This is a genomic window from Pseudomonas sp. NPDC089758 (assembly GCF_044748705.1).
In the GTDB taxonomy this organism is placed as follows: domain Bacteria; phylum Pseudomonadota; class Gammaproteobacteria; order Pseudomonadales; family Pseudomonadaceae; genus Aquipseudomonas; species Aquipseudomonas putida_X.
Genome location: NZ_JBIVGN010000002.1, coordinates 55,837 through 81,700, shown reverse-complemented (window position 1 = coordinate 81,700; position 25,864 = coordinate 55,837). Strand labels below are relative to the sequence as shown.

Genomic DNA, 25,864 nt, shown 5'->3' with positions numbered 1-25,864 from the left:
CCCCTTTTCAATTTCCGGCCATCTGGCCTCAAGGAAGCTTCCATGGACACCAAATTGCTCGACATCCTGGCCTGCCCGATCACCAAGGGGCCGCTCAAGCTCAGCGCTGACAAGACCGAGCTGATCAGCAAGGGCGCTGGCCTGGCCTACCCGATCCGCGATGGCATCCCGGTGATGCTGGAAAGCGAGGCGCGCACCCTGACCGACGACGAGCGTCTGGACAAATGAGCCTGAACTTCACCGTGGTCATTCCCGCCCGGCTGCGCTCGACGCGCCTGCCGGGCAAGCCGTTGTTGCTGATCGCCGGCAAGCCGATGGTTCAGCACGTCTGGGAGCAGGCGCGCAAGAGCGGTGCCGGCCGTGTGGTCATCGCCACCGACGACGCCAGTATCGTCGAGGCCTGCCAGGCCTTTGGCGCTGAAGTACTGATGACCCGCGCCGACCATGAGTCGGGTACCGACCGCCTGGCTGAAGTGGCTGCGCAGCTTGGCCTGCCGGCCGACGCCATCGTGGTCAACGTCCAGGGGGATGAGCCGCTCATTCCGCCGGTGATCATCGACCAGGTCGCAGCCAACCTGGCGGCGCATCCGGAGGCAGGTATTGCCACCCTGGCCGAGCCGATCCATGACCCCGAAACCGTGTTCAACCCCAATGCGGTCAAGGTGGTCAGCGACAAGAACGGCCTGGCCTTGAGCTTCAGCCGTGCGCCGCTGCCGTGGGCACGTGACGTTTTCGCCAATGACCGCAACCAACTGCCGCAAGGTGTGCCTTACCGCCGCCATATCGGCATGTACGCCTACCGCGTCGGTTTCCTTCAGGACTTCGTCAGCTGGGGGCCGTGCTGGCTCGAGCAGACCGAGGCGCTTGAGCAACTGCGTGCCCTCTGGCATGGCGTGCGTATCCACGTGGCCGATGCCATCGAGGCGCCAGCAGTGGGTGTCGATACTGCACACGACCTCGAGCGCGTACGGCGCTTGCTGGAGGCCTGATGCGCGTCCTGTTCGTTTGCCTGGGCAATATCTGCCGGTCGCCCACCGCCGAGGGTGTGCTGCGCCATCAGTTGCAGGCCGCTGGCCTGGCTGGGCAGGTGCAGGTGGCGTCCGCCGGGACCGGTGACTGGCACGTGGGCAAGGGGCCTGACCGCCGCACCTGCAAGGCCGCACTGGCGCGGGGCTATGACCTGTCGCAACAGCGTGCCCAGCAGGTCAAGGCTGAGCACTTTGCCGAGTACGACCTGATTCTGGCCATGGACGAAAGCAACCTGCGCCACCTGCGCGCCATGCGTGCCCCCAATGCGATTGGCGAGCTTGACCTGTTCCTGCGCCGCTATGGGGCGGCTGTGGATGAAGTGCCGGACCCTTACTACGGCGGCGCAGAGGGGTTCGAGCAGGTGCTGGACCTGATCGAGGCGGCCTGCCGTGAGCTGGTTGTCGAAATCAAGGGGCGGTTATGACGGCGCACTGGCAGCAGCAGGTTTCGCTTAAGCCTTACAACACCTTTGGCATCGATGTGAAAGCCCGGTACTTCGCCCAGGTACAGAGCGACGACGAGGTGCGCGAGGCCCTGGCGCAAGCGCGCCAGCGAGGGCTTGCGGTGATGGTCATCGGCGGCGGCAGCAACCTGCTGCTGACCCGTGATGTCGACGCGCTGGTACTGCACATGGCCAGCCGTGGCCGCCACGTCCTCGGTGATGACGCAGGGCGTGTGCTGGTCGAGGCCGAGGCGGGCGAGCCTTGGCACCCGTTCGTGCAATGGTCGTTGCAGCAAGGCTTTTGTGGCCTTGAAAACCTCAGCCTTATCCCGGGCACGGTAGGGGCTGCGCCGATGCAGAATGTGGGCGCCTACGGCGTGGAAATCAAGGATGTGTTCGCCGGGTTGACGGCGCTGGACCGGCACACAGGCGAGCTGCGTGACTTCGGGCTTGAGGAATGTGCTTTTGGTTACCGCGACAGCCTGTTCAAGCGTAACCCTGGGCGGTGGTTGATCCTGCGGGTGCGCTTTGCCTTGAGCCATCGGCTGCAGGCCCATCTGGATTACGGCCCGGTACGTCAGCGCCTGGCCGAGCAGGGCGTGCAGGCGCCGACGGCGCAGGCCATCAGCGACGCTATTTGCAGCATTCGCCGCGAGAAACTGCCCGATCCGGCTGAGCTGGGCAATGCCGGCAGCTTTTTCAAGAACCCGGTGGTTGCCGTCGAACAGCTGGCGCGGATCCGCGCTGAGTTTCCAGGTGTGGTGGCTTATCCCCAGGCTGACGGGCAGGTCAAGCTGGCGGCAGGCTGGTTGATCGAGCAGGCCGGCTGGAAGGGGTATCGAGATGGCGATGCCGGTGTGCACCGTTTGCAGTCGCTGGTGCTGGTCAATTATGGCCAGGCAAGCGGAGCGCAGTTGCATGGCCTGGCGCAACGCATTCAGGCGGATATCCTGGCGCGGTTCGGGGTTGCGCTGGAGATGGAGCCCAACCTGTACTGAGCCCGGTGCAGGCACCCCAAGCGGCCAAGAAAAAGCCCCGCCAGTTCACACTGGCGGGGCTTTTTCATTCAGCCGTGGCTATCAACCGTGATGAGGTTTGTGCTCATCGGCGGTTTCCAGCGCTGGCGTACCTGCAGTGGCCGCTTCCTGCGCAGCCTTGGCAGCCGCTTCGGCCTCGCGCTTGCGACGACGCACTTCACGTGGGTCGTTAGGGGCGCGGCCGTTAGGCAGCATCACGGTCGCCGCTTCGGGCACTGCCGGGGTTTCCACCGGGGCAGGCTCGGCGACCACAGGCGCTGCTTCGACTACGGTTGCTGCCGGCTCGACAGCCACTTCTGGCTGGGTTTGGGCGACAACGGCAGGCAGCTCGGCAGCCGGCGCTTGTTCAACGGCGACTTGGGCCTTCTCGGCTTCACCCGCTTCGATCACCGGAGCTTCGACAGGTGCCTCTACAGGTGCCACTACAGGCGCCTCGGCAACCACTACCGGTTCGGCCGCAGGCGCTTGTTCGACTACCGGCTCAGGGGCAACTTCAACCACAGGCGCGGCGTTGGCTTCGACTGCAACGACCGGCTCGCTGAGCGGCTGCTCGACCACCGGTGCAATGGCGATTTCCTCGGCCTTGGCGACGGCTTCGACCTGCTCGGCCGGCTGAGCCGCTTCGCTGTTGTCGGTGGCCGCAGTTTCGGCGCTGGCGCGTTCAGCCTGCTGGTTGGCTTGCGCTTCGGCGCCAGCACTGATGTTGCTGCTGGCGACAGCGGCGGTGACGGCCAGGCCGGCAGCCAGTTCGGCACCCAGCTCGGTGGCCTGGTGCTGTTGTGGTTGCTCGTCGCTGCCTTCTTCATCGCTGCCTTCGATCAGCTCGCCATTGGCGTTGCGCTGACGTTCACGACGGTTGCTGCGGCGACGCTGGCCGCGGGAGCGGCGGCGCGGACGCTCGTCATCGGAGCCTTCCTGCTCGTCCTGTTGCAGCTCTTCGTTCGGCAGTTGCTCATCGGCGAGTTCTGCAGCCTTCTCGGCAGCCTGCTCGGCTTCACGGGGCTGGCGCTCTTCGCGTGGAGGGCGTGGCTGACGTTCTTCACGCGGTGCACGTTCTTCACGTGGTGCACGCTCTTCACGAGGGGCACGTTCTTCACGAGGGGCACGTTCTTCACGTGGAGCGCGCTCTTCACGAGGGGCACGTTCTTCACGTGGAGCGCGCTCTTCACGCGGTGCACGTTCTTCGCGAGGCGCGCGCTCTTCACGTGGAGCGCGTTCTTCGCGCGGTGCACGCTCTTCACGTGGCTGGCGTTCTTCACGAGCGGCCGGTGTTGCATCCAGCGGCTCACGCAGTTCGCGTACGCGCTCTTCGCGGTTGCCGCGGCGGTCTTCGCGTGGCTGACGAGGGGCGCGTTCTTCGCGCGGTGCACGCTCTTCACGCGGTGCACGTTCTTCCCGCGGTGCGCGCTCCTCACGTGGTTGGCGCTCTTCACGCGGGGCACGCTCGGCGCGCTCTTCACGTGGTTTGCGCTCTTCGTCACGGCGGCCGTTGCGGTTGCGGCTCTGCTGGCGGCCGTTGCGACGCTCCTCGTTACGCTGAGTGCGCTCGGGGGCAGGCTTCTCGGTGGTGACCACCGGGGCGGCGGCAGGCTCTTCCTTGCCGGCGAACAGGCTGACCAGCGACTTCACCAGGCCTTTGAACAGGCTTGGCTCCGGTACGCTGGCTGCCGCGGCGGCCGGTGCGGCAGGCTGCTGCTCTTCGACAGTGCTCGGTACCGGCGCGTTGGCGCGGGCCGGTGCGGTCTTGACCGCTGCTTCCTGACGCACCAGGGTGCGCGTGGCGGTCGGCTGCGGTGCTTCTTCGGTTTCGGAGGCCGCGATTTCGTAGCTGGACTGGTTGTTCAGCACTTCCGGGTTGTCGTCGCGCAGGCGCTGGACTTCGAAGTGCGGGGTTTCCAGGTGGTCGTTCGGCAGAATGATGATGCGGGCACGGGTGCGCAGTTCGATCTTGGTGATCGAGTTGCGCTTCTCGTTGAGCAGGAATGCGGCGACCGGGATCGGTACCTGAGCGCGTACTTCGGCAGTACGGTCCTTCAGGGCTTCTTCCTCGATCAGGCGCAGGATGGCCAGGGACAGCGATTCGACATCGCGGATGATGCCGGTGCCGGAGCAGCGCGGGCAGACGATGCCGCTGCTTTCGCCCAGCGACGGGCGCAGGCGCTGACGGGACATTTCCAGCAGGCCGAAGCGCGAGATGCGGCCGACCTGCACGCGCGCGCGGTCAGCCTCGAGGGCTTCGCGTACACGTTCTTCGACGGCGCGCTGGTTTTTTGCCGGTGTCATGTCGATAAAGTCGATCACGATCAGGCCGCCGATGTCGCGCAGGCGCAGCTGGCGGGCGATTTCTTCGGCCGCTTCCAGGTTGGTCTGCAGCGCGGTTTCCTCGATGTCGCTGCCCTTGGTGGCGCGCGCCGAGTTGATGTCGATGGAAACCAGGGCCTCGGTCGGGTCGATCACGATCGAACCGCCAGAGGGCAGGTCGACGACGCGCTGGAAGGCGGTCTCGATCTGGCTTTCGATCTGGAAGCGGTTGAACAGCGGCACGCTGTCTTCGTACAGCTTGACCTTGCTGGCGTATTGCGGCATCACCTGGCGGATGAAGGTCAGGGCTTCTTCCTGGGCATCGATGCTGTCGATCAGCACTTCGCCGATGTCCTGGCGCAGGTAGTCGCGGATGGCGCGGATGATGACGTTGCTTTCCTGGTAGATCAGGAACGGTGCAGCGCGGTCCAGGGAGGCTTCCTTGATGGCGGTCCACAGCTGCAGCAGGTAGTCGAGGTCCCACTGCATTTCTTCGCTGCTGCGGCCAAGGCCCGCGGTGCGCACGATCAGGCCCATGTCGCCTGGCACGGTCAGGCCGTTGAGGGCTTCACGCAGTTCGTTGCGCTCTTCGCCTTCGATGCGGCGGGAGATGCCGCCGGCACGGGGGTTGTTTGGCATCAGGACCAGGTAGCGGCCTGCCAGGCTGATGAAGGTGGTCAGGGCGGCGCCTTTGTTGCCGCGCTCTTCCTTCTCGACCTGGACGATGACTTCCTGGCCTTCGCTCAGGACGTCCTTGATGTTGACGCGGCCTTCAGGGGCTTTCTTGAAGTACTCGCGGGAGATTTCCTTCAGCGGCAGGAAGCCGTGACGTTCAGAGCCGAAGTCGACGAAGGCGGCTTCGAGGCTGGGCTCGATCCGGGTGATCTTGCCTTTGTAGATGTTGGCCTTTTTCTGCTCACGCGCACCGGACTCGATGTCCAGGTCGTAGAGACGTTGGCCGTCCACCAGGGCTACACGCAACTCTTCGGGTTGAGTTGCGTTAATCAGCATTCTTTTCATGTTGTACCGTCGGTTTCCGGGCTGCCGGAAACGGCGTTCGGCACACACGACTTCTCATGGTCGGTGCCAAGGTGCGCAAAGGGTGGCCGGGCCACCCCCGTGTCGAGCAACGTTCGGCACCAGCCGGTTTCCCAGCCTGCCGTTGTCGCGACGACGCGTCCTGTTTGCTGCGGTGCCAAGAGGCCCCTGCGGTATCTGCAGAGATATCCGAATCGATATCCGAATCAACCCAGCAGGCCTCGTGCACTCAGTCAGGAGGAGGAATCAACCGTCAGCCGTGTACGCCCATGGGGCATCTGTTCAGGACCTTATCCGCTCGCCGGCCATGCATTGGGCCGGTGGCCGGACGCGGTGCTACACGGTCCGAGGGCTGTGCATCTCCACCCTGCACGTATCCCTGATAATTCGGGTGCTGCCGCGCGCTGAATCCGCAACGGGTTGCATTTTTCGCCAGCGCAATTTCCGCGCTGACGCCATTCATGTCCAAGGCAGGTATTTCCGAAGCATTCGCCGTGCGTTGCGTGCAAGCGTCGGGGCGGGCAGAGGTGCAGCGAAAAGAAGCGGGTAAGCAGGTGAAACACCGCACTTGTCGTTTTTTTTCGGTCTTCTCTACACAGCGCTGGTGGCGATTCCAGGCAATTCGGTAAACTGGCGAAAACCCCGTAGGACGGCCTCGCGTCCTGCAGAATTGCGTTGGTCAGGGACCGGCTAAGGGCCTGGTGCCGCTGGCCTACCGCTTTTGGCGGCGTTCGCGACTATAGCAGTAATGATTAAGTGCTTCAATTCCATAAAAAATTGTTATGATCCCTCGATGACGACCAATACCCCTCCGACTTCCGGCGTTCAGCTGATCGAAGTCGCGCCGGAGCTTGCCGGCCAACGTATCGACAATTTCCTCATCACCGCGCTCAAGGGCGTGCCCAGGACGCTGGTCTACCGCATCCTGCGCAAAGGCGAGGTTCGGGTCAACAAGGGCCGTGTCAAGCCTGAGTACAAGATCCAGGCCGGTGACATCGTCCGTGTACCGCCCGTGCGCCTGCCTGAGCGTGACGAGCCGGCCCCGGTTGCCCAGGGCCTGCTGCAGCGCCTGGAAGCCGCCATCGTCTACGAAGACAAGGCGCTGATCGTGATGAACAAGCCGGCCGGTATCGCCGTGCATGGTGGCAGTGGCCTGAGCTTTGGGGTGATCGAGGCGCTGCGCCAGCTGCGTCCGGATGCCAAGGAGCTGGAGCTTGTGCACCGCCTGGACCGCGACACCTCTGGCCTGCTGATGATCGCCAAGAAGCGCAGCATGCTGCGCCACCTGCATGCCGCATTGCGCGGTGATGGGGTCGACAAGCGCTACATGGCGCTGGTGCGTGGCCACTGGCCTACCTCGAAGAAGCAGGTCAATGCTCCGTTGCTCAAGAGCAACCTGCGTTCGGGCGAGCGTATGGTCGAGGTGAACGACGAGGGCAAAGAGGCGCTCACCCTGTTCCGTGTGCTTCGCCGTTTCGGCGAGTTCGCCACCATTGTCGAGGCTCGCCCTATCACCGGGCGTACCCATCAGATTCGCGTGCATACGCTGCACGCCGGCCACATGATCGCCGGTGACAGCAAGTATGGCGACGAGGACTTCAGCCGCGAGATTCGTGACCTGGGCGGCAAGCGCCTGTTCCTGCATGCCTATGCTCTCACCGTGCCGCTGCCTGATGGTGGCGAGCTCAAGCTCGAGGCGCCGGTGGACGAAGTCTGGGCGAAAACCGTGGAGCGACTGGGGGCGTCCTGATTCATGAAGAAGTCTTACGAGTTGCTGATCTTCGACTGGGACGGCACCTTGGCCGACTCGATCGGGCGGATCGTTGAGTCGATGAATGCCGCTGCCGAACGTGCCGGTGAGGCGCCAAGCCCGGAGGAAGCTATCAAGGGCATCATCGGCCTGGCGCTTGGTGAGGCCATTTCCACCCTCTACCCGCACCTCGATCCTGTGCAGGTCGAAACCTTCCGTCAGCACTATGCCGACATTTATACGGCGCTTGATCAGCAGCCTTCGCCGTTGTTCGAGGGGGTGATCGAGTCGCTGGAGGCCTTCCGGGCCGAGGGTTATCGCCTGGCGGTTGCCACTGGCAAGGCGCGCCGTGGTCTGGATCGGGTGCTCAGGGCCAATGGTTGGGAGCGGTTTTTCGACATCACGCGTGCTGCTGATGAAACCCGCGGCAAGCCCCATCCGCTGATGCTCGAGGAAATTCTGGGCCATTGCGGTGTCCAACCTGGGCAGGCGCTGATGGTCGGAGATTCGGCATTCGATCTGCTGATGGCGAAAAACGCGGGTATGCATTCGGCGGCCGTGGGCTATGGTGCCATGTCGCTGCAGGCTTTGGCCGAGTTCGGTCCGCAGGTGTGCATCGATCATTTTTCCCAGTTGCGCGAGTGGCTGGCAGGTTCTGCGCAAATCCAATTCCAAGGTAGGTGAGCATGGTTGACGAGTGGAAAGCACCGGGTTCCGAGACGGAAGAAGAGCGCCTTGCGCGCGAAGACCGTGAAGAGGATGAGCGCGTAGAGCGCAAGAGCTGGAAGCTGCTGGAAAAGACCGTGCTGGCCAGTGTCCAGGAGCAGCGCAGGGCGCGTCGCTGGGGTATCTTCTTCAAGCTGCTGACGTTCGTGTACCTCTTCGGTGTATTGGCCCTGTTCCTGCCTTGGACGGATATGGACAAGGCTGCCTCGCGCGGCACCAACCATACCGCGTTGGTGGAGGTGCGCGGCGTGATCGCGGATCAAGAGGCGGCCAGTGCCGACAACCTCGTCAAGAGCCTGCGCGAAGCCTTCAAGGATCCAAAGACCAAAGCCGTGATCATGCGGATCAACAGCCCGGGCGGTAGTCCGGTGCAGGCAGGTTATGTCTATGACGAGATCCGTCGCCTGCGCGGTGAGTATCCGGATATCAAGTTGTACGCTGTGATCACCGACCTGGGTGCGTCCGGTGCCTACTACATCGCCAGTGCGGCGGATGAGATCTATGCCGACAAGGCCAGCCTGGTGGGTTCCATCGGTGTGACGGCGGCCGGTTACGGGTTTGTAGGTTCGATGGAGAAACTGGGCATCGAGCGGCGTACCTACACGGCCGGTGAGCACAAGGCGTTCCTGGACCCATTTTCGCCGGAAAAGCCTGAAGAGCGGGCGTTCTGGCAGGGTGTGCTGAACACTACTCACCAGCAGTTCATCGCCATGGTCAAGCAGGGGCGCGGCGATCGCTTGAAAGACAAGGAGCATCCAGAGCTGTTCAGTGGCCTGGTGTGGTCGGGTGAGCAGGCCAAGGCGCTGGGGCTCGTCGACGGTCTGGGCAGTGCGAGCTATGTGGCCCGTGAGATCGTGGGTGAGAAAGAGTTGGTCGATTTCACCGTCGAGGAGTCGCCGTTCGATCGCTTCTCCAAGCGCCTCGGTGCCAGCGTGGCCGAGAAGTTAGCCCTGTACATGGGCTTCCAGGGGCCTGCTCTGCGCTGAGGGCAGGCCGGCCCCTGGCGGTCTCATGGTACTGCCACGCCTTCTTTGCTCAGCATGTCCACCAGCCGAATCAACGGTAGGCCGATCAGGCTGGTGGCGTCGCTCCCGTGGGTGCTTTGGAACAGGCTCACGCCCAGCCCTTCTGCCTTGAAGCTGCCCGCGCAATCCAAGGGCTGCTCGGCCGTCACGTAGCGCTCCACGCGCGCCCGATCCAGTTCCCGCAGGGTCACGGTAAACGGTACACAATCGACCTGGCATTGCCCTGTGGCGGTGTTCAGCAGCGCCACCCCGGTCAGGAAGGTAACGTGCTGCCCGCTGGCCGCAAGCAGCTGTTCGCAGGCCCGCTCGAAACTGTGCGGCTTGCCCAGGATCTGCTCGCCGAGTACCGCAACCTGGTCAGAGCCGATGATCAGGTGTTGCTGGTGGCTGCCGGCGAGTGCCTCGGCCTTCTGCCTGGCCAGGCGTCGCACCAGGTCCGTGGCAGGTTCGTCAGCGAGCGGTCGCTCGTCCAGGTCGGGGCTGGCCCACGTGAAGGGCAGGCCCAGGCGCGCGAGCAGTTCGCGCCGGTAAGGGGAGCTGGAAGCCAGCAATAAAGGCAGCATGGTAGACTCCTGATCAGTTGATCCCGATTCTAACATGCAACATGCCGCCGAATTTCCTTTGACAGGTGCAGGGGGCATCCCTAGAATGCTGCGCCTATGTTGAATGACCCGATTCCACCTCACGTTGACCCGCGCAAATTAGCCGATCGTGGCGTAACCCTTAACGGTTCGCTGCAACTCGCTGATTTGGAAAGACTCTGCGACCCGCTTTCCGACAATGTCGGTACGGTGCAGGCGAAGTTCGATTTTGAACGAGATGAACAGCACGTAGTGGTTATCCACAGCGAGCTGGATGTCGAAGTCAAAATGGTTTGCCAGCGTTGTCTTGAGCTGGTCACCCTGCCGATTCACAGCGAATGTACTTACGCTGTGGTGAAGGAGGGTGCGAATACCCAGTCGTTGCCGAAAGGCTATGACGTGCTGGAACTGGGCGAAGATCCTTTGGATCTGCAGGCCTTGATCGAGGAGGAGCTTCTGCTCGCCTTGCCCATCGTGCCTGCTCATCATCCGGAAGAATGCCAGCAGCCGGCGGGCGCAGACGAGCCCGAATCGAGCAAGGACGAGGTATCGCGGTCCAACCCGTTCAGTGTTTTGGCGCAGTTAAAGCGTGACCCAAACGTTTAGGAGTTAATCAATTATGGCTGTTCAGCAGAACAAAAAATCCCGCTCTGCCCGTGACATGCGCCGTTCGCACGACGCTCTGTCGGAAAACGCGCTGTCGGTAGAGAAAACCACCGGTGAAGTACACCTGCGTCACCACGTATCGCCAGAAGGCGTATACCGTGGTCGTAAAGTGATCGACAAGGGCGCTGACGAGTAATCCTTGTCTGCTCAGGTCATCGCGATCGACGCAATGGGCGGGGACTTCGGTCCCCGCAGCATTGTCCAGGCTAGCATTGCCTGCCTTTCGGCTACCCCCTCGCTGCACTTGACCCTCGTCGGTCAACCCTCCCTCCTAGAAGATCTTGTCACTGGCCTTGCGGCTGCGGATCGCGCGCGCCTGCAGATTGTCGCTGCCAGTGAGGTGATCGGTATGGACGAGCGGCCATCCCAGGCGTTGCGCGGCAAGCCGGATTCGTCGATGCGCATCGCCCTCGAACTGGTGCGTGATGGCAAGGCCCAGGCCTGCGTCAGTGCCGGCAATACTGGCGCGCTGATGGCGCTGTCGCGCATGGTGCTCAAGACGCTGCCGGGTATCGACCGGCCGGCCATGGTTGCGGCTATCCCGACCCAGGCCGGCTACTGTCAGCTGCTCGATCTGGGTGCCAACGTCGACTGCAGTGCCGAGAACCTCTACCAGTTCGCCGTAATGGGCTCGGTGGCCGCGCAGGCCTTGGGTGTGCAGCGCCCGCGCGTGGCACTGTTGAACATCGGCACCGAGGACATCAAGGGCAATCAGCAGGTCAAGCTGGCTGCCACGCTGTTGCAGAACGCCCGCGGCCTGAATTATGTCGGCTTCGTCGAGGGGGATGGCCTGTATCGTGGGGAGGCGGACGTGGTGGTATGCGACGGCTTTGTCGGCAATATCCTGCTCAAATCCAGCGAGGGCCTGGCGACGATGATCGCTGCGCGCATCGAAAAGCTGTTCAAGGGTGGGCCGTTGTCGCGTGTTGCCGGGGCCGTCGCGATGCCGCTGCTCAAGCGTCTGCAGGCCGACCTGGCGCCGGCGCGGCACAATGGGGCAAGTTTTCTGGGGCTGCAGGGTATCGTCATCAAGAGCCATGGCTCGGCTGGCGTGCAGGGCTTTCAAAGCGCCATCCAGCGTGCCTTGATCGAGATTCAGGAAAACCTGCCGCAGCGCCTGCACGGGCGCCTCGAAGACCTCTTGCCTTAGGCATTTCGCCGATGAAGTGCTTAAATGTGACCGCTTGGTCCGCGTTTCCATCCAAGTTTTCAGTTTCCGCGTCTAGCCTTTGGCTCGGCGCACCCTATCCGACGACAAGATCATAAGGGCTTGTTCAATGTCTGCATCCCTCGCATTCGTCTTCCCCGGTCAAGGTTCCCAGTCGCTGGGCATGCTCAAAGAACTGGGCGCCGAAAAGCCGGTGATCGTTGAGACCTTCAAGGAAGCCTCCGAGGCCCTGGGTTACGACCTGTGGGAACTGGTCCAGGAAGGCCCGGAAGAGCAACTCAACCAAACCGACAAGACCCAGCCGGCCATCCTCACGGCCTCCATCGCCCTGTGGCGCCTGTGGCTGGAGGAGGGTGGCGCGCAGCCGGCCTTCGTGTCGGGCCACAGCCTGGGCGAATACAGCGCTTTGGTCGCTGCTGGAAGCCTGTCGCTCAAAGATGCCGTCAGGCTGGTCAAGCGCCGCGGCGAACTGATGCAAGAAGCCGTGCCGGCCGGTCATGGCGCCATGGCCGCGATCCTTGGCCTGGGCGACGATGATGTGAAGGCCATTTGCGCCGAAGCCGCCGAAGATGAAGTGGTCAGCGCAGTCAACTTCAACTCGCCGGGCCAGGTCGTCATCGCCGGTAACGTCGCCGCGGTCAATCGTGCCATCGAGCTGTGCAAAGCCAAGGGCGCCAAGCGTGCCTTGCCGCTGCCGGTGAGCGTGCCATCGCACTGCGCCCTGATGAAGCCGGCTGCCGAGCGTTTCGCCGAGCACGTCAATGCCGTCGAATGGAAGGCGCCGCAGATTCCGGTAGTGCAGAACGTGACTGCCGCCGTCGCCGCCAACCTCGATACCCTCAAGCAGGACCTGTTGGCGCAGCTGTATCAGCCGGTTCGCTGGGTTGAATGCGTGCAGACCCTCGCCGCCAACGGTGCGGTCAACCTGGTCGAGTGTGGTCCTGGCAAGGTGCTGGCTGGCCTGAACAAGCGTTGCGCCGATGGTGTGACCACCTACAACCTCAATACCCCCGACGCCGTCGCCGCCACCCGTGCGGCATTGGCCTGAATTTGGAGAAGCTTGCATGAGCCTGCAAGGTAAAGTTGCACTGGTTACCGGCGCCAGCCGGGGTATCGGCCAGGCCATCGCCCTCGAACTGGGCCGCCAGGGCGCGACCGTGATCGGTACCGCCACTTCGGCTTCCGGTGCCGAGCGCATCGCTGCCACCCTCAAAGAGCACGGTATCACCGGTACCGGCATGGAGCTGAACGTCACCAGCGCCGAGTCCGTGGACGCGGTGCTAGGTGCCATCGGCGAGCAGTTCGGTGCCCCGGCCATTCTTGTCAACAACGCGGGCATCACCCGCGACAACCTCATGCTGCGCATGAAGGACGACGAGTGGTTCGACGTGATCGACACCAACCTCAACAGCCTCTACCGTTTGTCCAAGGGCGTGCTGCGTGGCATGACCAAGGCGCGTTGGGGTCGTATCATCAGCATCGGCTCGGTCGTCGGTGCCATGGGTAACGCTGGCCAGGCCAACTATGCGGCCGCCAAGGCCGGCCTCGAAGGCTTCAGCCGCGCCCTGGCGCGTGAAGTCGGCTCGCGTGGTATCACCGTCAACTCGGTGACCCCAGGCTTCATCGATACCGACATGACCCGCGAACTGCCAGAAGCGCAGCGCGAAGCCCTGCAGACCCAGATTCCGCTGGGCCGCCTGGGCCAGGCCGAGGAAATCGCCAAGGTGGTTTCCTTCCTGGCATCCGACGGCGCAGCCTATGTCACCGGCGCTACCGTGCCGGTGAATGGCGGGATGTACATGTAACACTGCAACTCAATGTGACGGATTGCTAAAAAAAAGAGTCATACTCCCAGCCTAAAATCCGTTATAAAGCTGCAACCAGATTCCAGGCAGTGGGTACGGTGACTGAAGCGACAGTGCGTTGCGCTTGAAAAGCGAACGTCTTTCTATAAAATTGGTCACCGGCCAGCTGCCTGACATATATCCATTAGGAGTGAAAACTAGGTATGAGCACCATCGAAGAACGCGTCAAGAAAATCGTCGCCGAGCAACTGGGCGTCAAGGAAGAGGAAGTGACCAACGAGAAGTCCTTCGTCGATGACCTGGGTGCCGATTCGCTTGACACCGTTGAGCTGGTGATGGCTCTGGAAGAGGAATTCGAGACCGAAATCCCTGACGAAGAAGCCGAGAAGATCACTACCGTTCAAGCTGCCATCGACTACGTCAACGCCCACCAGGGTTAAGACGCTGTAGTCGACGCTTCTTGTCGAGAAGAACCGCACTGCCTTTGCCGGCGTGCGGTTTTTTCTTTGCGAAGGCCCTGCAATGATCCGCGGGCTTCGAGAGCCTGTTGCCATTTCATTCCATTGCCTTGATTGCAATGGCAAGAGACTCTGTTATTAGAAAAGGAGAGTACTGTGTCGCGTAGACGCGTCGTGGTCACTGGTATGGGTATGCTGTCGCCACTGGGTACGGATGTACCGAGCACCTGGCAGGGCATTCTGGCTGGCCGCAGTGGCATCGGTCCGATCGAGCATACGGACCTTTCTGCCTACTCCACCCGTTTTGGCGGCTCGGTGAAGGGCTTCGAGGTCGAGCAGTACCTGTCGGCCAAGGAAGCTCGCAAGCTTGACTTGTTCATCCAGTACGGCCTGGCGGCCGGTTTCCAGGCGGTACGCAATGCCGGCCTGGAAGTCACCGACGCCAACCGCGAGCGCATTGGCGTGGCCATGGGCTCCGGGATCGGCGGCCTGACCAACATCGAAGAAACCAGCCGGACCTTGCACGATCAAGGCCCGCGCCGTATCTCGCCGTTCTTCGTGCCAGGCTCGATCATCAACATGATCTCCGGCTTCCTGTCGATCCACCTGGGGTTGCAGGGCCCGAATTATGCTATTGCCACGGCCTGTACCACTGGCACCCACTGTATCGGCATGGCTGCCCGCAACATCGCCTACGGTGAAGCCGACGTGATGATCGCCGGTGGCGCCGAAATGGCCGCTTGCGGCTTGGGCATGGGCGGCTTTGGTGCCTCGCGCGCGCTGTCGACCCGCAACGATGAGCCGGCCCGTGCCAGCCGTCCGTGGGACAAGGGGCGGGACGGCTTCGTGCTCTCCGACGGCGCCGGTGCACTGGTACTCGAAGAGCTCGAGCACGCCCAGGCCCGTGGTGCGACCATTTATGCCGAGCTGGTCGGTTTCGGCATGAGCGGCGACGCTTACCACATGACGTCGCCGCCCGACAGTGGCGAAGGCGCGGCGCGCTGCATGGCCAACGCATTGCGCGATGCTGGCATCCAGCCGTCTGAGGTCAGCTACATCAACGCCCATGGCACTTCGACTCCGGCTGGCGACGTCGCTGAGGTCGCGGCCATCAAGCGTGTGTTCGGCGAGCATGCCTACAAGCTGGCTGTGAGCTCGACCAAGTCGATGACCGGCCACCTGCTGGGGGCTGCGGGTGCTGTAGAGGCGATCTTCAGCGTGCTGGCAATCAACAGCCAGATGGCACCGCCGACCATCAACCTCGATGAGCCGGACGAAGGTTGCGACCTCGACTTCGTGCCTCATCAGGCGCGCAGCATGCCGATCGACGTAGTGCTGTCCAACTCGTTCGGCTTTGGTGGCACCAACGGCTCGCTGGTGTTCCGCCGGTTCGCCGGCTGATGCACAGCTGGATCGACGGCCAGCCTGCGACTGCGGTCAACCTGCAGAACCGTGGCCTGGCCTACGGCGATGGCCTGTTCGAGACCATCGCCGTACGCAGTGGCCGTCCCAGCATGCTGGACGGCCACCTGGCACGCCTGGCCCTGGGCTGCCAGCGTTTGGCAATCGATGCCGACCTGGCGCTGGTGCGCGATGAAATCCTGCGTTATGCCACCCAACTGGGCGACGGTGTCGCCAAGCTGATCCTTACCCGGGGCGATAGCCAGCGTGGCTATGCGCCAATGGCAGGTGTTGCGCCGCGGCGCATCCTGCTGGGCGGCCCCTTGCCCAGCTACCCTGGCGAACATGCCGAGCACGGTGTGCGTCTTTTTCCTTGCCAGACCCGGCTTGGGGAACAACCGTTACTGGCGGGCCTCAAACATCTCAACCGTCTGGAGCAGGTGCTGGCCCGTGCCGAGTGGCAGGACAGCGAGCATGCCGAAGGCTTGATGTGTGATGGGCAAGGCAGGCTGGTCGAAGGTGTTTACAGCAATCTTTTCCTGGTGCGCGGCGGCGTGTTGCTAACCGCTGAACTCAGCCGTTGCGGCGTGGCCGGCGTGATGCGCGGTGCATTGCTGGAGCACGCGCAGGCACAGGCCATCCCGCTGCAAGTGCGGGACCTGGCGTTCGATGAGCTTGCGCTGGCCGATGAAGTATTTATCTGCAACAGCGTTTATGGGGTCTGGCCTGTGCGGGCTTTTGCTGCACTGAACTGGTCGCCGGGCCCACTCACCCGTAAACTGCAGGCCTTTGCCCGTACGTTACTGGATACCTGAATTCGTGAGACGCAAAATCCTGCTGCTGCTGGAAATGGGCTTGATCCTGGCCGGCCTGGCATTGGGCTGGGCTGCCTGGAAGGTCAACTCGGTGCTGGAGCAGCCCCTGCGCGTGACGCAGGAGCAACTGCTCGACGTGCCCAGTGGCACCAACCCCAATCGCATGTTCTACCGCATGGAGGGCGAGGGGTTACTCGATGACGCCTTCTGGTTGCGCCTGTACTGGCGCTTCAACATGGCCGGTACCCCACTGAAAACGGGTGAGTACCGCATCACGCCGGGCATGACCGTCGAAGACTTGTTCGACGCCTGGCGCCGCGCCGATGTGGTGCAGTACAACCTGACGCTGGTGGAGGGTTGGACGTTCCGCCAGGTGCGCTCGGCGATCGCCAGGCATGAGAAGATCAAGCACACCCTGGAAGGGCTTTCCGACGCCGAGGTCATGGATAAGCTTGGCCATACCGGCGTGTTCCCGGAGGGCCGGTTCTTCCCAGATACCTACCGTTTCGTGCGGGGCATGAGTGACGTCGAGCTATTGCAGCAGGCCTATATGCGGCTGGATGAAGTGCTGGCCCAGGAGTGGGCCGAACGCGCCACCGACCTGCCTTATCGTGACCCGTACCAGGCGTTGATCATGGCTTCGCTGGTGGAGAAGGAAACCGGCATCCCCCAGGAGCGCGGGCAGATTGCCGGGGTGTTCGTTCGTCGCCTGCGGCTGGGCATGATGCTGCAGACAGACCCTACTGTCATTTACGGTATGGGCGAACGCTACAACGGCAGAATTACCCGCGCCGACTTGCGTGAGCCAACGCCTTACAACACCTACACCATCGCTGGGCTGCCGCCCACGCCGATCGCCATGGTCGGGCGGGAGGCGATTCACGCGGCGCTGCATCCAGCCGATGGCACCAGCCTGTACTTCGTCGCCCGGGGTGACGGCAGCCATGTGTTCTCCGACGATCTGAACGATCACAACTCGGCAGTGCGCGAGTATCAGCTCAAGCGGCGCGCGGATTACCGGTCAAGCCCTGCTCCCCAGGCTCAGCCGGAGGCGCAGGGTGTACCTGCGCAAGCATCGCCAGAGTCGGACGAGCCCTCTGCACAGGACCCGGCACCGGCCAGCGACCCCGCTCCGGCCGACGCCCCTGCAGCTGACGAACAACATTAAGGACTGCCTGTGAGCGGCTTGTTTATTACCCTGGAAGGCCCCGAAGGCGCGGGCAAAAGTACCAACCGAGACTACCTGGCGGCACGCCTGCGAGAGCAGGGGCTGGATGTGGTGCTTACCCGCGAGCCTGGCGGTACGCCGCTGGCTGAAAAGGTGCGCGAACTGCTGTTGGCACCCAGTGACGAGGTGATGGCTGCCGATACCGAGCTGCTGTTGGTGTTCGCCGCGCGCGCCCAGCACCTGGCGCAGGTGATCCGCCCGGCGCTGGATCGTGGCGCCGTGGTGCTGTGTGATCGTTTCACCGACGCTACCTACGCCTACCAAGGCGGTGGCCGCGGCCTTTCGGTGGAGCGGATCGCCGTGCTGGAGCAGTTTGTCCAAGGCCAGTTGCGCCCCGACCTGACGCTGGTTTTCGACCTGCCGGTGGAAGTCGGGTTGGCCCGTGCCGCCGCCCGTGGGCGGCTGGATCGTTTCGAGCAGGAGGGGCAGGCCTTCTTCGAGGCCGTGCGCCAGGCTTACCTGCAGCGCGCGCAACGCGAGCCGCAGCGCTACGATCTGCTGGACGCGGCGCAGCCGCTGGAAGCCGTGCAGCGCGCCATAGACGCGCTGTTGCCGGGCATCCTGGAGCGTTGCCGTGGCTGAAGCCTACCCTTGGCAGCAGGCGCTGTGGCAGCAGTTGGCCGGGCGTGCGCTGCACGCCCACGCCTACCTGCTGCACGGGCCGCAGGGTATCGGCAAGCGCGCCTTGGCCGAGCGCCTGATGGTCCGCTTGTTGTGCCAGCAGCCACAGGGGCTCGATGCCTGTGGGCAGTGCAAGTCCTGCTTGCTGCTCAAGGCGGGCAGCCATCCGGACAACTTTGTGCTGGAGCCGGAAGAGGCTGACAAGCCGATCAAGGTCGATCAGGTGCGCGAGCTGGTGTCCTTCGTGGTGCAGACCGCGCAGCTGGGTGGGCGCAAGGTCATCCTGATCGAGCCGGTCGAGGCGATGAACGTCAATGCTTCCAACGCCTTGCTCAAAAGCCTGGAAGAGCCCTCCGGCGACACCGTGCTGCTACTGGTCAGCCACCAGCCCAGCCGCCTGTTGCCGACCATCAAGAGCCGCTGCCAGCAAGTCAGCTGCCCACAGCCGAGCCTTGCCCAGAGCCAGGCCTGGCTGGCCACCGCGCTGGCCGACAGTGACGAGGCCGAGCGTGACGAGCTGCTGACCCTCGCTGCCGGCTCGCCGTTGATGGCGGTGAACCTGCAGGCCCAAGGGGTGCGCGAGCAGCGTGCGCTGGTGACCGATGGCGTGAAAAAGCTGCTCAAGCAGCAACAATCACCCACTCAGCTGGCCGAAGCCTGGAGTGGTGTGCCCCTGCTGTTGCTGTTCGACTGGTTCTTTGACTGGTCGCACCTGGTCTTGCGTTATCAATTGACCCAGGACGAGGAGGGGCTAGGCTTGGCCGATATGCGCAAGGTTGTGCAATACCTTGCGCAGAAGAGCCGGCAGGCCAAGGTGCTCGAGGTGCAGGCGTGGATCCTCGAACAGCGCCAGAAGGTGCTGGGCAAGGCCAACCTCAACCGCGTGCTGCTGCTGGAAGCCTTGCTGGCCCACTGGGTGCAGTTGCCTGGTTCCCGCTGATTCTTCAATTTTTCATGTGTGACGTCTCCCATGCTCGTAGATTCTCATTGTCACCTCGACCGTCTTGACCTCAGTGCCCATCAGGGCTCTCTCGATGCCGCCCTGCAGGCGGCCCGCGAGCGCGGGGTCGGGCATTTTCTGTGTATCGGTGTCAGTGCCGAAAATGCCGGTGCAGTGAAGGCGCTGGCCGAGCAGTACGCCGATGTCGACTGCTCGGTGGGCGTGCACCCGCTTGACCTGGCCCCCGGCGAGACCCCGGCGCTGGAATGGCTCTTGCGCGAACTGGCGCACCCGCATGTCGTCGCGATTGGCGAAACCGGGCTGGACTACCACTACGAGCCGGAGGCGGCCGAACTGCAACAGGCGTCGTTCCGCTTGCACCTGGCGGCATCGCGCCAGACCGGCAAGCCGGTGATCGTGCACACGCGAGCAGCCAAGGCCGACACCTTGGCGCTGCTGCGTGAGGCCAGCCTGCCACAAGCCGGCGTGTTGCATTGCTTCACCGAGGACTGGGAGATGGCCAGGGCGGCCCTGGACCTGGGTTACTACATTTCGCTGTCGGGCATTGTCACCTTCCGCAATGCCGATGCCTTGCGCGAGGTGGCGCGACAGGTGCCGGTCGATCGATTGCTGGTGGAGACCGATTCGCCGTACCTGGCTCCGATTCCTTACCGTGGCAAGCCGAACCTGCCGCAGTACGTGCGAGAGGTGGCCGAGTACGTGGCGTCCTTGCGTGGCGTCAGCTACGAGCAGTTGGCCGGGCAGACCACCGACAACTTCAAGCGCCTGTTCCCCTTGGCCCGGGTGGCCTGAACAGGGCGCTCACGATGAGCGGCGCAGCGGGCTCACCGTTGCCATCCAGGCAAAAAAAACCCGGGTTCTGGGGGAGGAATCCGGGTTAAGACCATTAGGAGTAGAACAAAGGTACGCGGTCCGTGAGTACCTTTATCGGCGCGCCACTGGGGGGGATGCGCCGCGCCAACACTTCTAGTATTGGTCAGGTTTGGCGCAGTGCCAGTGGCAATTGTTCGTTTTTTAAACAGATTTGGAATACGCCAGAGCTCGCTTCCTTCCTCAGCGCATGGCCAGGCGCCGAACTTGCTGCACAGCTTCGTCGATAAGCTGCTCACTGGTATAGAAGTGCGGGGAAAAGCGCACACCTGGGCCGCGCAGGGCACAGATCGTCCGCTCTGCCATCAGGCTGCGATGAATGTCCGCGTTGCTCTGGCCGCAAATACTGAATGTGACAATCCCACCCCGGCGCTGCGGGGTGTCCGGGCTGTGCAGTTGGACCCCGTCGATACCCGCCAGCCCTTGGTGCAGCTGCTCGACGCGGCGCTGCAATTGCCGGGCAACTTCGTCCATGCCGACGTCCTCGAGCAGCGACAGGCTGGCCTCCAGCGCGCAAGCGCCCAGCATGTTCGGGCTACCGCATTCGAACCGTCGGGCGCTGCGGGCCGGCTGCCATTGACGGCGTTCGAAGTCCCCCAGGTTATCCAGCATGTGCCAGCCATAGGCGTTGAGCCTTAGCTGCGGGCGCAGCGCGGCCCTGCAGTAAAATACCCCCAGGCCTTCAGGGCCCAGCATCCACTTGTGGCCGTCAGCCATGGCGAAATCACAGTCATAGCGCTGCACGTCGAAAGGCACGGCGCCAATCTGCTGAATGGCATCGACGCAGAACAGCACATTGCGTGCCCGGCACCCCTGGCCCAGGCGCGCCAGGTCCAGGCGCAGGCCGCTGCCGAACTGCACGGCGCTGACCGCCAGCAGGCGTGTGCGCCTGGTGCAGGCGGCGAGGAGCGAGGCCTCTGGATCGGCTCCGGCAAGGCTCGCCTGCACCACCTCGACGCCGCGATCCGTCAGCGCTTCCCAGACCACCCGGTTGGAAGGGAACTCCTCGTCGCTGATCACCACTTGGTCGCCAGGCTGCCAGTCCAGGCCGAACGCCACCAGCGACAGCGCTTCGGATGTGTTCTTGACCAACGCGATATCGCCGCGTGAGGGCGCGTTGAGCAGGCGCGCCAGCCGTTCACGCAGGCGGCGCTCGGTGGCCAGCCATGCCGGGTAGTCACTGGCGCCCCGTTTCACGTTTTCCTGCGCAAAGCGCGCCACGGCCTCGCTGGCCCTGCGTGGCCAGGGGGCGATGGCCGCGTGGTTCAGGTAGCGCAGCCCCGGCGCCTGGTCGAACTCATCGTGAAACATAGACATGGTTGGATGATCCGTGCAATTTGCTGCAAGTTAGGCATAATAAACCGCTTCAATGTCATCCAGTCCTTCCCATGCAGAAAGAACCTCGTAAGGTCCGTGAGTTTCGCCGTCGCGAACAGGAAATCCTCGATACTGCGCTCAAGCTGTTTCTCGAACAGGGTGAAGACAGTGTCACCGTCGAGATGATCGCTGACGCCGTCGGTATCGGCAAAGGTACGATCTACAAGCACTTCAAGTCCAAGGCGGAGATCTACCTGCGCCTGATGCTCGACTACGAGCGCGACCTGAATGCGCTGTTGCATTCGGCCGATGTCGACCGCGACAAGGAGGCGCTGTCGCGCGCCTATTTCGAGTTCCGCATGCGCGACCCGCAGCGTTACCGGTTGTTCGATCGCCTGGAAGAAAAGGTGGTCAAGGGCAACCAGGTGCCGGAGATGGTCGAGGAGCTGCACAGCATACGTGCCTCCAACTTCGATCGGCTGACCCAGCTGATCAAGGGCCGCATCAGCGAAGGCAAGCTCGAAGACGTGCCGCCATACTTCCATTACTGCGCCGCCTGGGCCTTGGTGCACGGTGCCGTGGCGCTGTACCACTCGCCATTCTGGAGCAACGTGCTCGAGGATCAGGAAGGTTTCTTCCAGTTCCTCATGGATATCGGCGTGCGCATGGGCAACAAGCGCAAACGTGATCCGGAACCGGCGAGCTGAAGAGCTGCATCCCGCTCGACTGACCCCGGAGTGGAACGGGGGCTTGCAAAAACCTGAATTTTGAGTCAGGTTTTGCCGGCCCCGTTTCATCCATGCCGGAGTCATTCATGATTGTCGATCGTCAAGGCAGGCGTTTTCGCAACCTGCGCGTCAGCCTGACGGCTGCCTGCAACTATGCCTGCAGCTACTGCGTGCCCAACGGCAAACGCCTGGTTGCGGCGCAGGATGAGCTGTCCGCCGAAGCGCTGGCCCGCGGGGTGGCCTATCTGATCGAAGCCGCCGGTATCGAGCGCCTGCGTATCACCGGGGGTGAGCCACTGGTCAGCCCCAGGCTGGATGCTTTTTTGGCGGCAGTGGCCAAGCTCGAACTCCAGGACATCACCCTGACGACCAATGGTCAGTTGCTCGGGCGTAAATTGCCGCAGTTGCAGGCGGCCGGCATCCGTCGCCTGAATGTGTCCCTCGACACGCTGGACCCCCAGGCATTTCGACGCATTGCCCGCGGTGGCGACCTGCCCAGCGTGCTTGCAGGCATGCAGCAGGCCAGCGCCAGGGGCATGCAGATCAAGGTGAACATGGTGCCCATGCGTGGGCAGAACCTGGACCAGGTGGTGCCCATGCTCGACTACTGCCTGGCCCGAGGCTTCGAGCTGCGTTTCATCGAACTGATGCGCATGGGCCATCTGGCCCGTGATCACAACGCATTCCTGCAGCAGTTCGTCGGCCTCGACCAGTTGCTGGACCTGATTGGCCACGCACATGCTTTCGAGAGGGCCGATGCGCCGCTGGATGCCACTGCGCTGCGTTACCAGATACCGGGCAAAGGCCATTTCGGCGTGATTGCCAACGAGAGCGTACCGTTTTGCCGAAGCTGTTCGCGCCTGCGCCTGTCATCGACCGGCTGGCTGCATGGGTGCCTTTCGTCGAGCAACCGTCACTTTGTCGGCGATCTGCTGGAGCAGCCTCGTCATCTGGCGCTGCCAGCCCTGCAGCGGTTACTGGTCAAAGCGTTGGCTGACAAACAGGCGCTGGCGTTTTCGGGGGACGTGATGGTGATGAAGGTGATCGGCGGCTGATCTGGCGCAAAAGCTGCATCCGCCGGCTATTCGCCGGTTTTTCGTCGCCGGTCACTGGAGGAAAGATGCGTAGCCTGGTCTTGCTGCTGGCGCTTATGGCGCTGGGCGGCTGCATGAATGTCAGCGATATGGGCGAGGGCGTCCGTTACCACATGAGCGATGCCGGCCTGCTGGATCACAGCGATACACGCCGCACGCTGTCGATTCGCCTGCAGCCCGATTCGTTCATCTTCATCGGCCAGGGCGCCTTCGTGCCGCCAAGCAAGGGGCCAGTACCGCAGCAGAACGTGGTCGCCGAGGAGGCCTTCAAGAGCTTCGTCGAGTATTTCCCGCTGGTGCGGCGCGCCCAGGGCCCGCTGGGGCTCGAAGAGGCCATCGCTGAGGCCCGCTCGGTCGGCGCCGACTATGTGCTGTACACCCGTTTTGCCCGCACCGACGACCGTATCGGCAACGGTGATGAGTGGTACGACGAGCAGGCTGTCGACCGCTTGGGCTGGGACACCGGTGTGGTACAGATGATGCTGATCGAAACCAATACCCGCTACCTCATAGACACTGCGCGTATCAAAAGCCGTGGCGGTTTGTTGACGTTCCACGACAATACGCCGCAGGATTTGCTCGCAGCGCCGATGCGCGAGTACGCTCGTAGCCTTCTGGGTATGAGTGAGTGAGGGCAGGGTGATGACAGATTCCGGCAAGGCCAACGATCTTCTGGCGCAGTTACCCAAACACAAGGGGCTGCCGCCGGTGCATCTGTGGAATCCGGACTTCTGTGGCGACATCGATATGCGTATCGCGCGTGACGGTACCTGGTACTACCTGGGTACGCCTATCGGGCGCAAGCCCATGGTGCGCTTGTTCTCCACCATCATCCGTCGCGATGGCGACGACTACTTCCTGGTTACCCCGGTGGAGAAAGTGGGTATTCGGGTCGACGATGCGCCGTTCGTTGCCGTGACGCTGGATGTGCGGGGTGTGGGTGAGCAGCAGGTGCTGAGTTTTACCAGCAACGTCGAGGACCAGGTTGAGGCCGGGCCGGGCAATCCGCTGCGGGTGGAGGTCGACCCTGTCACTCAGGAGCCTTCGCCTTATGTGCTGATGCGCAGCAACCTGGAGGCATTGATCCATCGCAATGTGTTCTACCAGCTGGTCGAGCTGGCGGTGCCTGGTGAGATCGATGGCGAGCCATGGCTGGGCGTCTGGAGCCATGGGCAGTTCTACCCCATCGGGCGCGACTGCTGATTACTTTTGCGTAGCCATGAAAAAACCTCCAGTGCTTGCGCATCTGGAGGTTTTTGGTATTTGGCTCCGCGACCTGGACTCGAACCAGGGACCCAATGATTAACAGTCATTTGCTCTACCGACTGAGCTATCGCGGAATCTGCGCCTATCTTACTGATTGCCAGGGGCAAGTCAACCCGCCCCCAGCAAATCAGGCAGCCAAATCAAGCAGTTACAGTACTTCTACGATGGCCTTGGTCACCACGTGGATATTGCTCTGGTTGAGTGCGGCCACAGCGATACGGCCGGTGTCCAGTGCATAGATGCCGAACTCGTTCTTCAGCCGTGCCACTTGCTCTACGGTCAGGCCCGAGTAGGAGAACATGCCCGCTTGACGGCCGACGAAGCTGAAGTCGCGCTTGGCGCCGTATTGGGCCAGCAGTTCGACCATCTGCTTGCGCATGCCGTGGATGCGCTGGCGCATTTCACCCAGTTCGGCTTCCCACATCTGACGCAGTTCGGCGCTGTTGAGCACGGTGGCGACGATGGTTGCGCCATGGGTCGGCGGGTTGGAGTAGGTGGTACGGATCACGCGCTTGACTTGCGACAGCACGCGGGTGCTCTCGTCTTTGTTGCCGGTAACGATCGACAGTGCGCCAACGCGTTCGCCGTACAGCGAGAACGACTTGGAGAACGAGCTGGAAACGAAGAACTCCAGGCCCGACTCGGCGAACAGGCGCACGGCAAAGGCGTCTTCGCCGATGCCCTCGCCAAAGCCTTGGTAGGCCATGTCCAGGAACGGCACGTGGCCCTTGGCCTTGACCACTTCCAGCACGTTTTTCCAGTCGTCCAGGCTCAGGTCGACGCCTGTCGGGTTGTGGCAGCAGGCGTGCAGGACAATGATCGAGCCGGACGGCAGGCTGTTCAGGTCTTCGAGCATGCCGGCGCGGTTGACGTCGTTGCTCGGGGCGTCGTAGTAGCGGTAGTTCTGTACCGGGAAGCCGGCGGTTTCAAACAGGGCGCGGTGGTTTTCCCAGCTCGGGTCGCTGATGGCGACCACGGCATTGGGCGACAGGCGCTTGAGGAAGTCGGCGCCGATCTTCAATGCACCGGTGCCGCCAACGGCCTGTACGGTCACCACGCGGCCGGCGGCCAGCAGTGGCGATTCGGCGCCGAAAATCAGCTTCTGCACGGCCTGGTCGTAGGTGGCGATGCCGTCGATCGGCAGGTAGCCGCGCGAAGCATGCTGGGCAGCACGCTGGGTTTCGGCTTCGATCACGGCGCGCAGCAGCGGAATGCGGCCTTCCTCATTGCAATACACGCCCACACCCAGGTTGACCTTGTCGGTACGGGGGTCGGCGTTGAATGCTTCGTTGAGGCCCAGAATGGGGTCGCGGGGTGCCAGCTCGACAGCGGAAAACAGGCTCATTGTTACCTTGGCTCTGAATGGAGAGTGATAGGGCGTACACGCTCCAGCCGAATGCACTGAAGCGGTGCACAAACGGGGAGTCAGTATAGTGATACCGACCGGTCACTGCGACAGTGCGGCGCAGCTTTTACGGCGATTTGCGCAAATTTTTTTCAACCATTGGTCGATTTGCCGGGTCCACCGCAGGGAGCG

General features: G+C 62.9%; 27 protein-coding genes and 1 tRNA gene. 23 read left to right on the top strand and 5 right to left on the bottom strand.

Features of this window, described 5'->3' with window-relative positions; all coding sequences use genetic code 11:
• Nucleotides 1-42: 42 nt before the first annotated feature.
• The 4 genes from ACIPZH_RS03125 to murB are packed head-to-tail and all read left to right on the top strand — an operon-like array spanning nt 43 to nt 2,469.
• The gene (locus ACIPZH_RS03125) at nt 43-228 is read left to right on the top strand and encodes a Trm112 family protein (protein ID WP_003247142.1); all 186 of its coding nucleotides are present in this window, start codon (nt 43-45) and stop codon (nt 226-228) included.
• The gene (gene kdsB, locus ACIPZH_RS03120) at nt 225-989 is read left to right on the top strand and encodes a 3-deoxy-manno-octulosonate cytidylyltransferase (RefSeq protein ID WP_241803024.1); all 765 of its coding nucleotides are present in this window, start codon (nt 225-227) and stop codon (nt 987-989) included. The genes ACIPZH_RS03125 and kdsB overlap by 4 nt, the downstream gene beginning before the upstream one ends.
• Nucleotides 989-1,453 (top strand): low molecular weight protein-tyrosine-phosphatase, encoded by a 465-nt coding sequence (locus ACIPZH_RS03115; protein ID WP_241803025.1) that lies wholly within the window; start codon nt 989-991, stop codon nt 1,451-1,453. The genes kdsB and ACIPZH_RS03115 overlap by 1 nt, the downstream gene beginning before the upstream one ends.
• Complete coding sequence (murB, locus tag ACIPZH_RS03110) at nt 1,450-2,469, top strand: UDP-N-acetylmuramate dehydrogenase (RefSeq protein ID WP_400635066.1); 1,020 nt, start codon at nt 1,450-1,452, stop codon at nt 2,467-2,469. The genes ACIPZH_RS03115 and murB overlap by 4 nt, the downstream gene beginning before the upstream one ends.
• An 81-nt stretch (nt 2,470-2,550) precedes the next feature.
• Here murB and rne read toward each other — a convergent pair whose 3' ends face one another.
• Nucleotides 2,551-5,829: a ribonuclease E gene (rne, locus tag ACIPZH_RS03105; RefSeq protein WP_400635064.1), complete on the bottom strand. Its 3,279-nt coding sequence runs from the start codon at nt 5,827-5,829 to the stop codon at nt 2,551-2,553.
• A gap of 811 nt (nt 5,830-6,640) precedes the next feature.
• On the opposite strand from rne, the gene rluC reads away from it, so the two are divergent.
• The 3 genes from rluC to ACIPZH_RS03090 are packed head-to-tail and all read left to right on the top strand — an operon-like array spanning nt 6,641 to nt 9,309.
• On the top strand, nt 6,641-7,597 hold the full coding sequence (gene rluC, locus ACIPZH_RS03100) for a 23S rRNA pseudouridine(955/2504/2580) synthase RluC (RefSeq protein ID WP_042111265.1): 957 nt from the start codon (nt 6,641-6,643) through the stop codon (nt 7,595-7,597).
• Between the two features lie 3 nt (nt 7,598-7,600).
• A complete protein-coding gene (locus ACIPZH_RS03095; protein WP_400635062.1) occupies nt 7,601-8,281 on the top strand; it encodes an HAD family hydrolase in 681 nt (226 codons plus the stop codon).
• 2 nt (nt 8,282-8,283) lie between these two features.
• Nucleotides 8,284-9,309 (top strand): S49 family peptidase, encoded by a 1,026-nt coding sequence (locus ACIPZH_RS03090; protein WP_400635060.1) that lies wholly within the window; start codon nt 8,284-8,286, stop codon nt 9,307-9,309.
• Between the two features lie 23 nt (nt 9,310-9,332).
• On the opposite strand, the gene ACIPZH_RS03085 is transcribed toward ACIPZH_RS03090, so the two are convergent.
• A complete protein-coding gene (locus ACIPZH_RS03085; protein WP_267822064.1) occupies nt 9,333-9,911 on the bottom strand; it encodes a nucleoside triphosphate pyrophosphatase in 579 nt (192 codons plus the stop codon).
• 96 nt (nt 9,912-10,007) lie between these two features.
• Here ACIPZH_RS03085 and ACIPZH_RS03080 point away from each other — a divergent pair, with 96 nt between their 5' ends.
• The 12 genes from ACIPZH_RS03080 to ACIPZH_RS03025 all read left to right on the top strand — a co-directional run bounded on the left by ACIPZH_RS03080 (nt 10,008) and on the right by ACIPZH_RS03025 (nt 19,844).
• Entirely contained in the window at nt 10,008-10,535 is a 528-nt protein-coding gene (locus ACIPZH_RS03080) for a YceD family protein (RefSeq protein WP_012313431.1), read from the top strand.
• 13 nt (nt 10,536-10,548) lie between these two features.
• Nucleotides 10,549-10,731: a 50S ribosomal protein L32 gene (gene rpmF, locus ACIPZH_RS03075; protein WP_010223221.1), complete on the top strand. Its 183-nt coding sequence runs from the start codon at nt 10,549-10,551 to the stop codon at nt 10,729-10,731.
• 3 nt (nt 10,732-10,734) lie between these two features.
• Nucleotides 10,735-11,745: a phosphate acyltransferase PlsX gene (plsX, locus tag ACIPZH_RS03070; protein WP_400635058.1), complete on the top strand. Its 1,011-nt coding sequence runs from the start codon at nt 10,735-10,737 to the stop codon at nt 11,743-11,745.
• A gap of 127 nt (nt 11,746-11,872) precedes the next feature.
• Nucleotides 11,873-12,811, top strand: a complete 939-nt coding sequence (fabD, locus tag ACIPZH_RS03065; protein ID WP_349976535.1) for an ACP S-malonyltransferase — start codon at nt 11,873-11,875, stop codon at nt 12,809-12,811.
• Between the two features lie 16 nt (nt 12,812-12,827).
• Nucleotides 12,828-13,568: a 3-oxoacyl-ACP reductase FabG gene (gene fabG, locus ACIPZH_RS03060; RefSeq protein WP_241803032.1), complete on the top strand. Its 741-nt coding sequence runs from the start codon at nt 12,828-12,830 to the stop codon at nt 13,566-13,568.
• A 203-nt stretch (nt 13,569-13,771) separates the two neighbouring features.
• Complete coding sequence (acpP, locus tag ACIPZH_RS03055) at nt 13,772-14,008, top strand: acyl carrier protein (protein ID WP_241803033.1); 237 nt, start codon at nt 13,772-13,774, stop codon at nt 14,006-14,008.
• Nucleotides 14,009-14,182: 174 nt separating this feature from the next.
• Nucleotides 14,183-15,427, top strand: a complete 1,245-nt coding sequence (fabF, locus tag ACIPZH_RS03050) for a beta-ketoacyl-ACP synthase II (protein ID WP_349976536.1) — start codon at nt 14,183-14,185, stop codon at nt 15,425-15,427.
• A complete protein-coding gene (gene pabC / locus ACIPZH_RS03045; protein WP_267822083.1) occupies nt 15,427-16,242 on the top strand; it encodes an aminodeoxychorismate lyase in 816 nt (271 codons plus the stop codon). Before fabF ends, pabC begins: the two co-directional genes overlap by 1 nt.
• A 4-nt stretch (nt 16,243-16,246) precedes the next feature.
• Nucleotides 16,247-17,410, top strand: a complete 1,164-nt coding sequence (gene mltG, locus ACIPZH_RS03040; RefSeq protein WP_400626941.1) for an endolytic transglycosylase MltG — start codon at nt 16,247-16,249, stop codon at nt 17,408-17,410.
• 9 nt (nt 17,411-17,419) lie between these two features.
• Complete coding sequence (gene tmk / locus ACIPZH_RS03035) at nt 17,420-18,052, top strand: dTMP kinase (protein WP_241803037.1); 633 nt, start codon at nt 17,420-17,422, stop codon at nt 18,050-18,052.
• The gene (locus ACIPZH_RS03030) at nt 18,045-19,031 is read left to right on the top strand and encodes a DNA polymerase III subunit delta' (protein ID WP_400635056.1); all 987 of its coding nucleotides are present in this window, start codon (nt 18,045-18,047) and stop codon (nt 19,029-19,031) included. The genes tmk and ACIPZH_RS03030 overlap by 8 nt, the downstream gene beginning before the upstream one ends.
• Before the next feature lie 30 nt (nt 19,032-19,061).
• Nucleotides 19,062-19,844 carry a TatD family hydrolase gene (locus tag ACIPZH_RS03025; protein ID WP_400635054.1) on the top strand — a complete coding sequence of 261 codons (783 nt, stop codon included), beginning with the start codon at nt 19,062-19,064 and terminating at the stop codon, nt 19,842-19,844.
• A 261-nt stretch (nt 19,845-20,105) separates the two neighbouring features.
• On the opposite strand, the gene ACIPZH_RS03020 is transcribed toward ACIPZH_RS03025, so the two are convergent.
• Complete coding sequence (locus tag ACIPZH_RS03020) at nt 20,106-21,239, bottom strand: aminotransferase class V-fold PLP-dependent enzyme (RefSeq protein WP_400635052.1); 1,134 nt, start codon at nt 21,237-21,239, stop codon at nt 20,106-20,108.
• 71 nt (nt 21,240-21,310) lie between these two features.
• On the opposite strand from ACIPZH_RS03020, the gene ACIPZH_RS03015 reads away from it, so the two are divergent.
• The 4 genes from ACIPZH_RS03015 (at nt 21,311) to ACIPZH_RS03000 (ending at nt 24,264) form a co-directional block, all read left to right on the top strand.
• Nucleotides 21,311-21,946 carry a TetR/AcrR family transcriptional regulator gene (locus ACIPZH_RS03015; protein ID WP_012313442.1) on the top strand — a complete coding sequence of 212 codons (636 nt, stop codon included), beginning with the start codon at nt 21,311-21,313 and terminating at the stop codon, nt 21,944-21,946.
• Between the two features lie 107 nt (nt 21,947-22,053).
• Nucleotides 22,054-23,022, top strand: coding sequence for a GTP 3',8-cyclase MoaA (locus ACIPZH_RS03010; protein WP_400635050.1), 969 nt, complete (start codon nt 22,054-22,056; stop codon nt 23,020-23,022).
• A gap of 65 nt (nt 23,023-23,087) precedes the next feature.
• Nucleotides 23,088-23,693: a DUF4823 domain-containing protein gene (locus ACIPZH_RS03005; RefSeq protein WP_400626950.1), complete on the top strand. Its 606-nt coding sequence runs from the start codon at nt 23,088-23,090 to the stop codon at nt 23,691-23,693.
• Between the two features lie 10 nt (nt 23,694-23,703).
• Nucleotides 23,704-24,264, top strand: coding sequence for a DUF1285 domain-containing protein (locus tag ACIPZH_RS03000; RefSeq protein WP_267822096.1), 561 nt, complete (start codon nt 23,704-23,706; stop codon nt 24,262-24,264).
• A 61-nt stretch (nt 24,265-24,325) separates the two neighbouring features.
• On the opposite strand, the gene ACIPZH_RS02995 is transcribed toward ACIPZH_RS03000, so the two are convergent.
• Both ACIPZH_RS02995 and ACIPZH_RS02990 read right to left on the bottom strand, forming a co-directional pair.
• Nucleotides 24,326-24,401 (bottom strand) — tRNA-Asn (locus ACIPZH_RS02995).
• A gap of 74 nt (nt 24,402-24,475) precedes the next feature.
• Nucleotides 24,476-25,672, bottom strand: a complete 1,197-nt coding sequence (locus ACIPZH_RS02990; RefSeq protein WP_400635048.1) for an amino acid aminotransferase — start codon at nt 25,670-25,672, stop codon at nt 24,476-24,478.
• Nucleotides 25,673-25,864: the final 192 nt, after the last annotated feature.

What these genes read in the sequence shown, in the direction of transcription:
- murB (WP_400635066.1), top strand. Translation starts at nt 1,450, where the DNA reads ATGACGGCGCACTGGCAGCAGCAGGTTTCGCTTAAGCCTTACAACACC.
- ACIPZH_RS03010 (WP_400635050.1), top strand. Translation starts at nt 22,054, where the DNA reads ATGATTGTCGATCGTCAAGGCAGGCGTTTTCGCAACCTGCGCGTCAGC.
- pabC (WP_267822083.1), top strand. Translation starts at nt 15,427, where the DNA reads ATGCACAGCTGGATCGACGGCCAGCCTGCGACTGCGGTCAACCTGCAG.
- rluC (WP_042111265.1), top strand. Translation starts at nt 6,641, where the DNA reads ATGACGACCAATACCCCTCCGACTTCCGGCGTTCAGCTGATCGAAGTC.
- ACIPZH_RS03000 (WP_267822096.1), top strand. Translation starts at nt 23,704, where the DNA reads ATGACAGATTCCGGCAAGGCCAACGATCTTCTGGCGCAGTTACCCAAA.
- fabD (WP_349976535.1), top strand. Translation starts at nt 11,873, where the DNA reads ATGTCTGCATCCCTCGCATTCGTCTTCCCCGGTCAAGGTTCCCAGTCG.
- ACIPZH_RS03015 (WP_012313442.1), top strand. Translation starts at nt 21,311, where the DNA reads ATGCAGAAAGAACCTCGTAAGGTCCGTGAGTTTCGCCGTCGCGAACAG.
- ACIPZH_RS03095 (WP_400635062.1), top strand. Translation starts at nt 7,601, where the DNA reads ATGAAGAAGTCTTACGAGTTGCTGATCTTCGACTGGGACGGCACCTTG.
- rne (WP_400635064.1), bottom strand. Translation starts at nt 5,829, where the DNA reads ATGAAAAGAATGCTGATTAACGCAACTCAACCCGAAGAGTTGCGTGTA.
- ACIPZH_RS03090 (WP_400635060.1), top strand. Translation starts at nt 8,284, where the DNA reads ATGGTTGACGAGTGGAAAGCACCGGGTTCCGAGACGGAAGAAGAGCGC.
- ACIPZH_RS03085 (WP_267822064.1), bottom strand. Translation starts at nt 9,911, where the DNA reads ATGCTGCCTTTATTGCTGGCTTCCAGCTCCCCTTACCGGCGCGAACTG.
- fabG (WP_241803032.1), top strand. Translation starts at nt 12,828, where the DNA reads ATGAGCCTGCAAGGTAAAGTTGCACTGGTTACCGGCGCCAGCCGGGGT.
- rpmF (WP_010223221.1), top strand. Translation starts at nt 10,549, where the DNA reads ATGGCTGTTCAGCAGAACAAAAAATCCCGCTCTGCCCGTGACATGCGC.
- kdsB (WP_241803024.1), top strand. Translation starts at nt 225, where the DNA reads ATGAGCCTGAACTTCACCGTGGTCATTCCCGCCCGGCTGCGCTCGACG.
- ACIPZH_RS02990 (WP_400635048.1), bottom strand. Translation starts at nt 25,672, where the DNA reads ATGAGCCTGTTTTCCGCTGTCGAGCTGGCACCCCGCGACCCCATTCTG.
- ACIPZH_RS03020 (WP_400635052.1), bottom strand. Translation starts at nt 21,239, where the DNA reads ATGTCTATGTTTCACGATGAGTTCGACCAGGCGCCGGGGCTGCGCTAC.
- ACIPZH_RS03025 (WP_400635054.1), top strand. Translation starts at nt 19,062, where the DNA reads ATGCTCGTAGATTCTCATTGTCACCTCGACCGTCTTGACCTCAGTGCC.
- ACIPZH_RS03005 (WP_400626950.1), top strand. Translation starts at nt 23,088, where the DNA reads ATGCGTAGCCTGGTCTTGCTGCTGGCGCTTATGGCGCTGGGCGGCTGC.
- ACIPZH_RS03115 (WP_241803025.1), top strand. Translation starts at nt 989, where the DNA reads ATGCGCGTCCTGTTCGTTTGCCTGGGCAATATCTGCCGGTCGCCCACC.
- ACIPZH_RS03080 (WP_012313431.1), top strand. Translation starts at nt 10,008, where the DNA reads ATGTTGAATGACCCGATTCCACCTCACGTTGACCCGCGCAAATTAGCC.
- ACIPZH_RS03125 (WP_003247142.1), top strand. Translation starts at nt 43, where the DNA reads ATGGACACCAAATTGCTCGACATCCTGGCCTGCCCGATCACCAAGGGG.
- acpP (WP_241803033.1), top strand. Translation starts at nt 13,772, where the DNA reads ATGAGCACCATCGAAGAACGCGTCAAGAAAATCGTCGCCGAGCAACTG.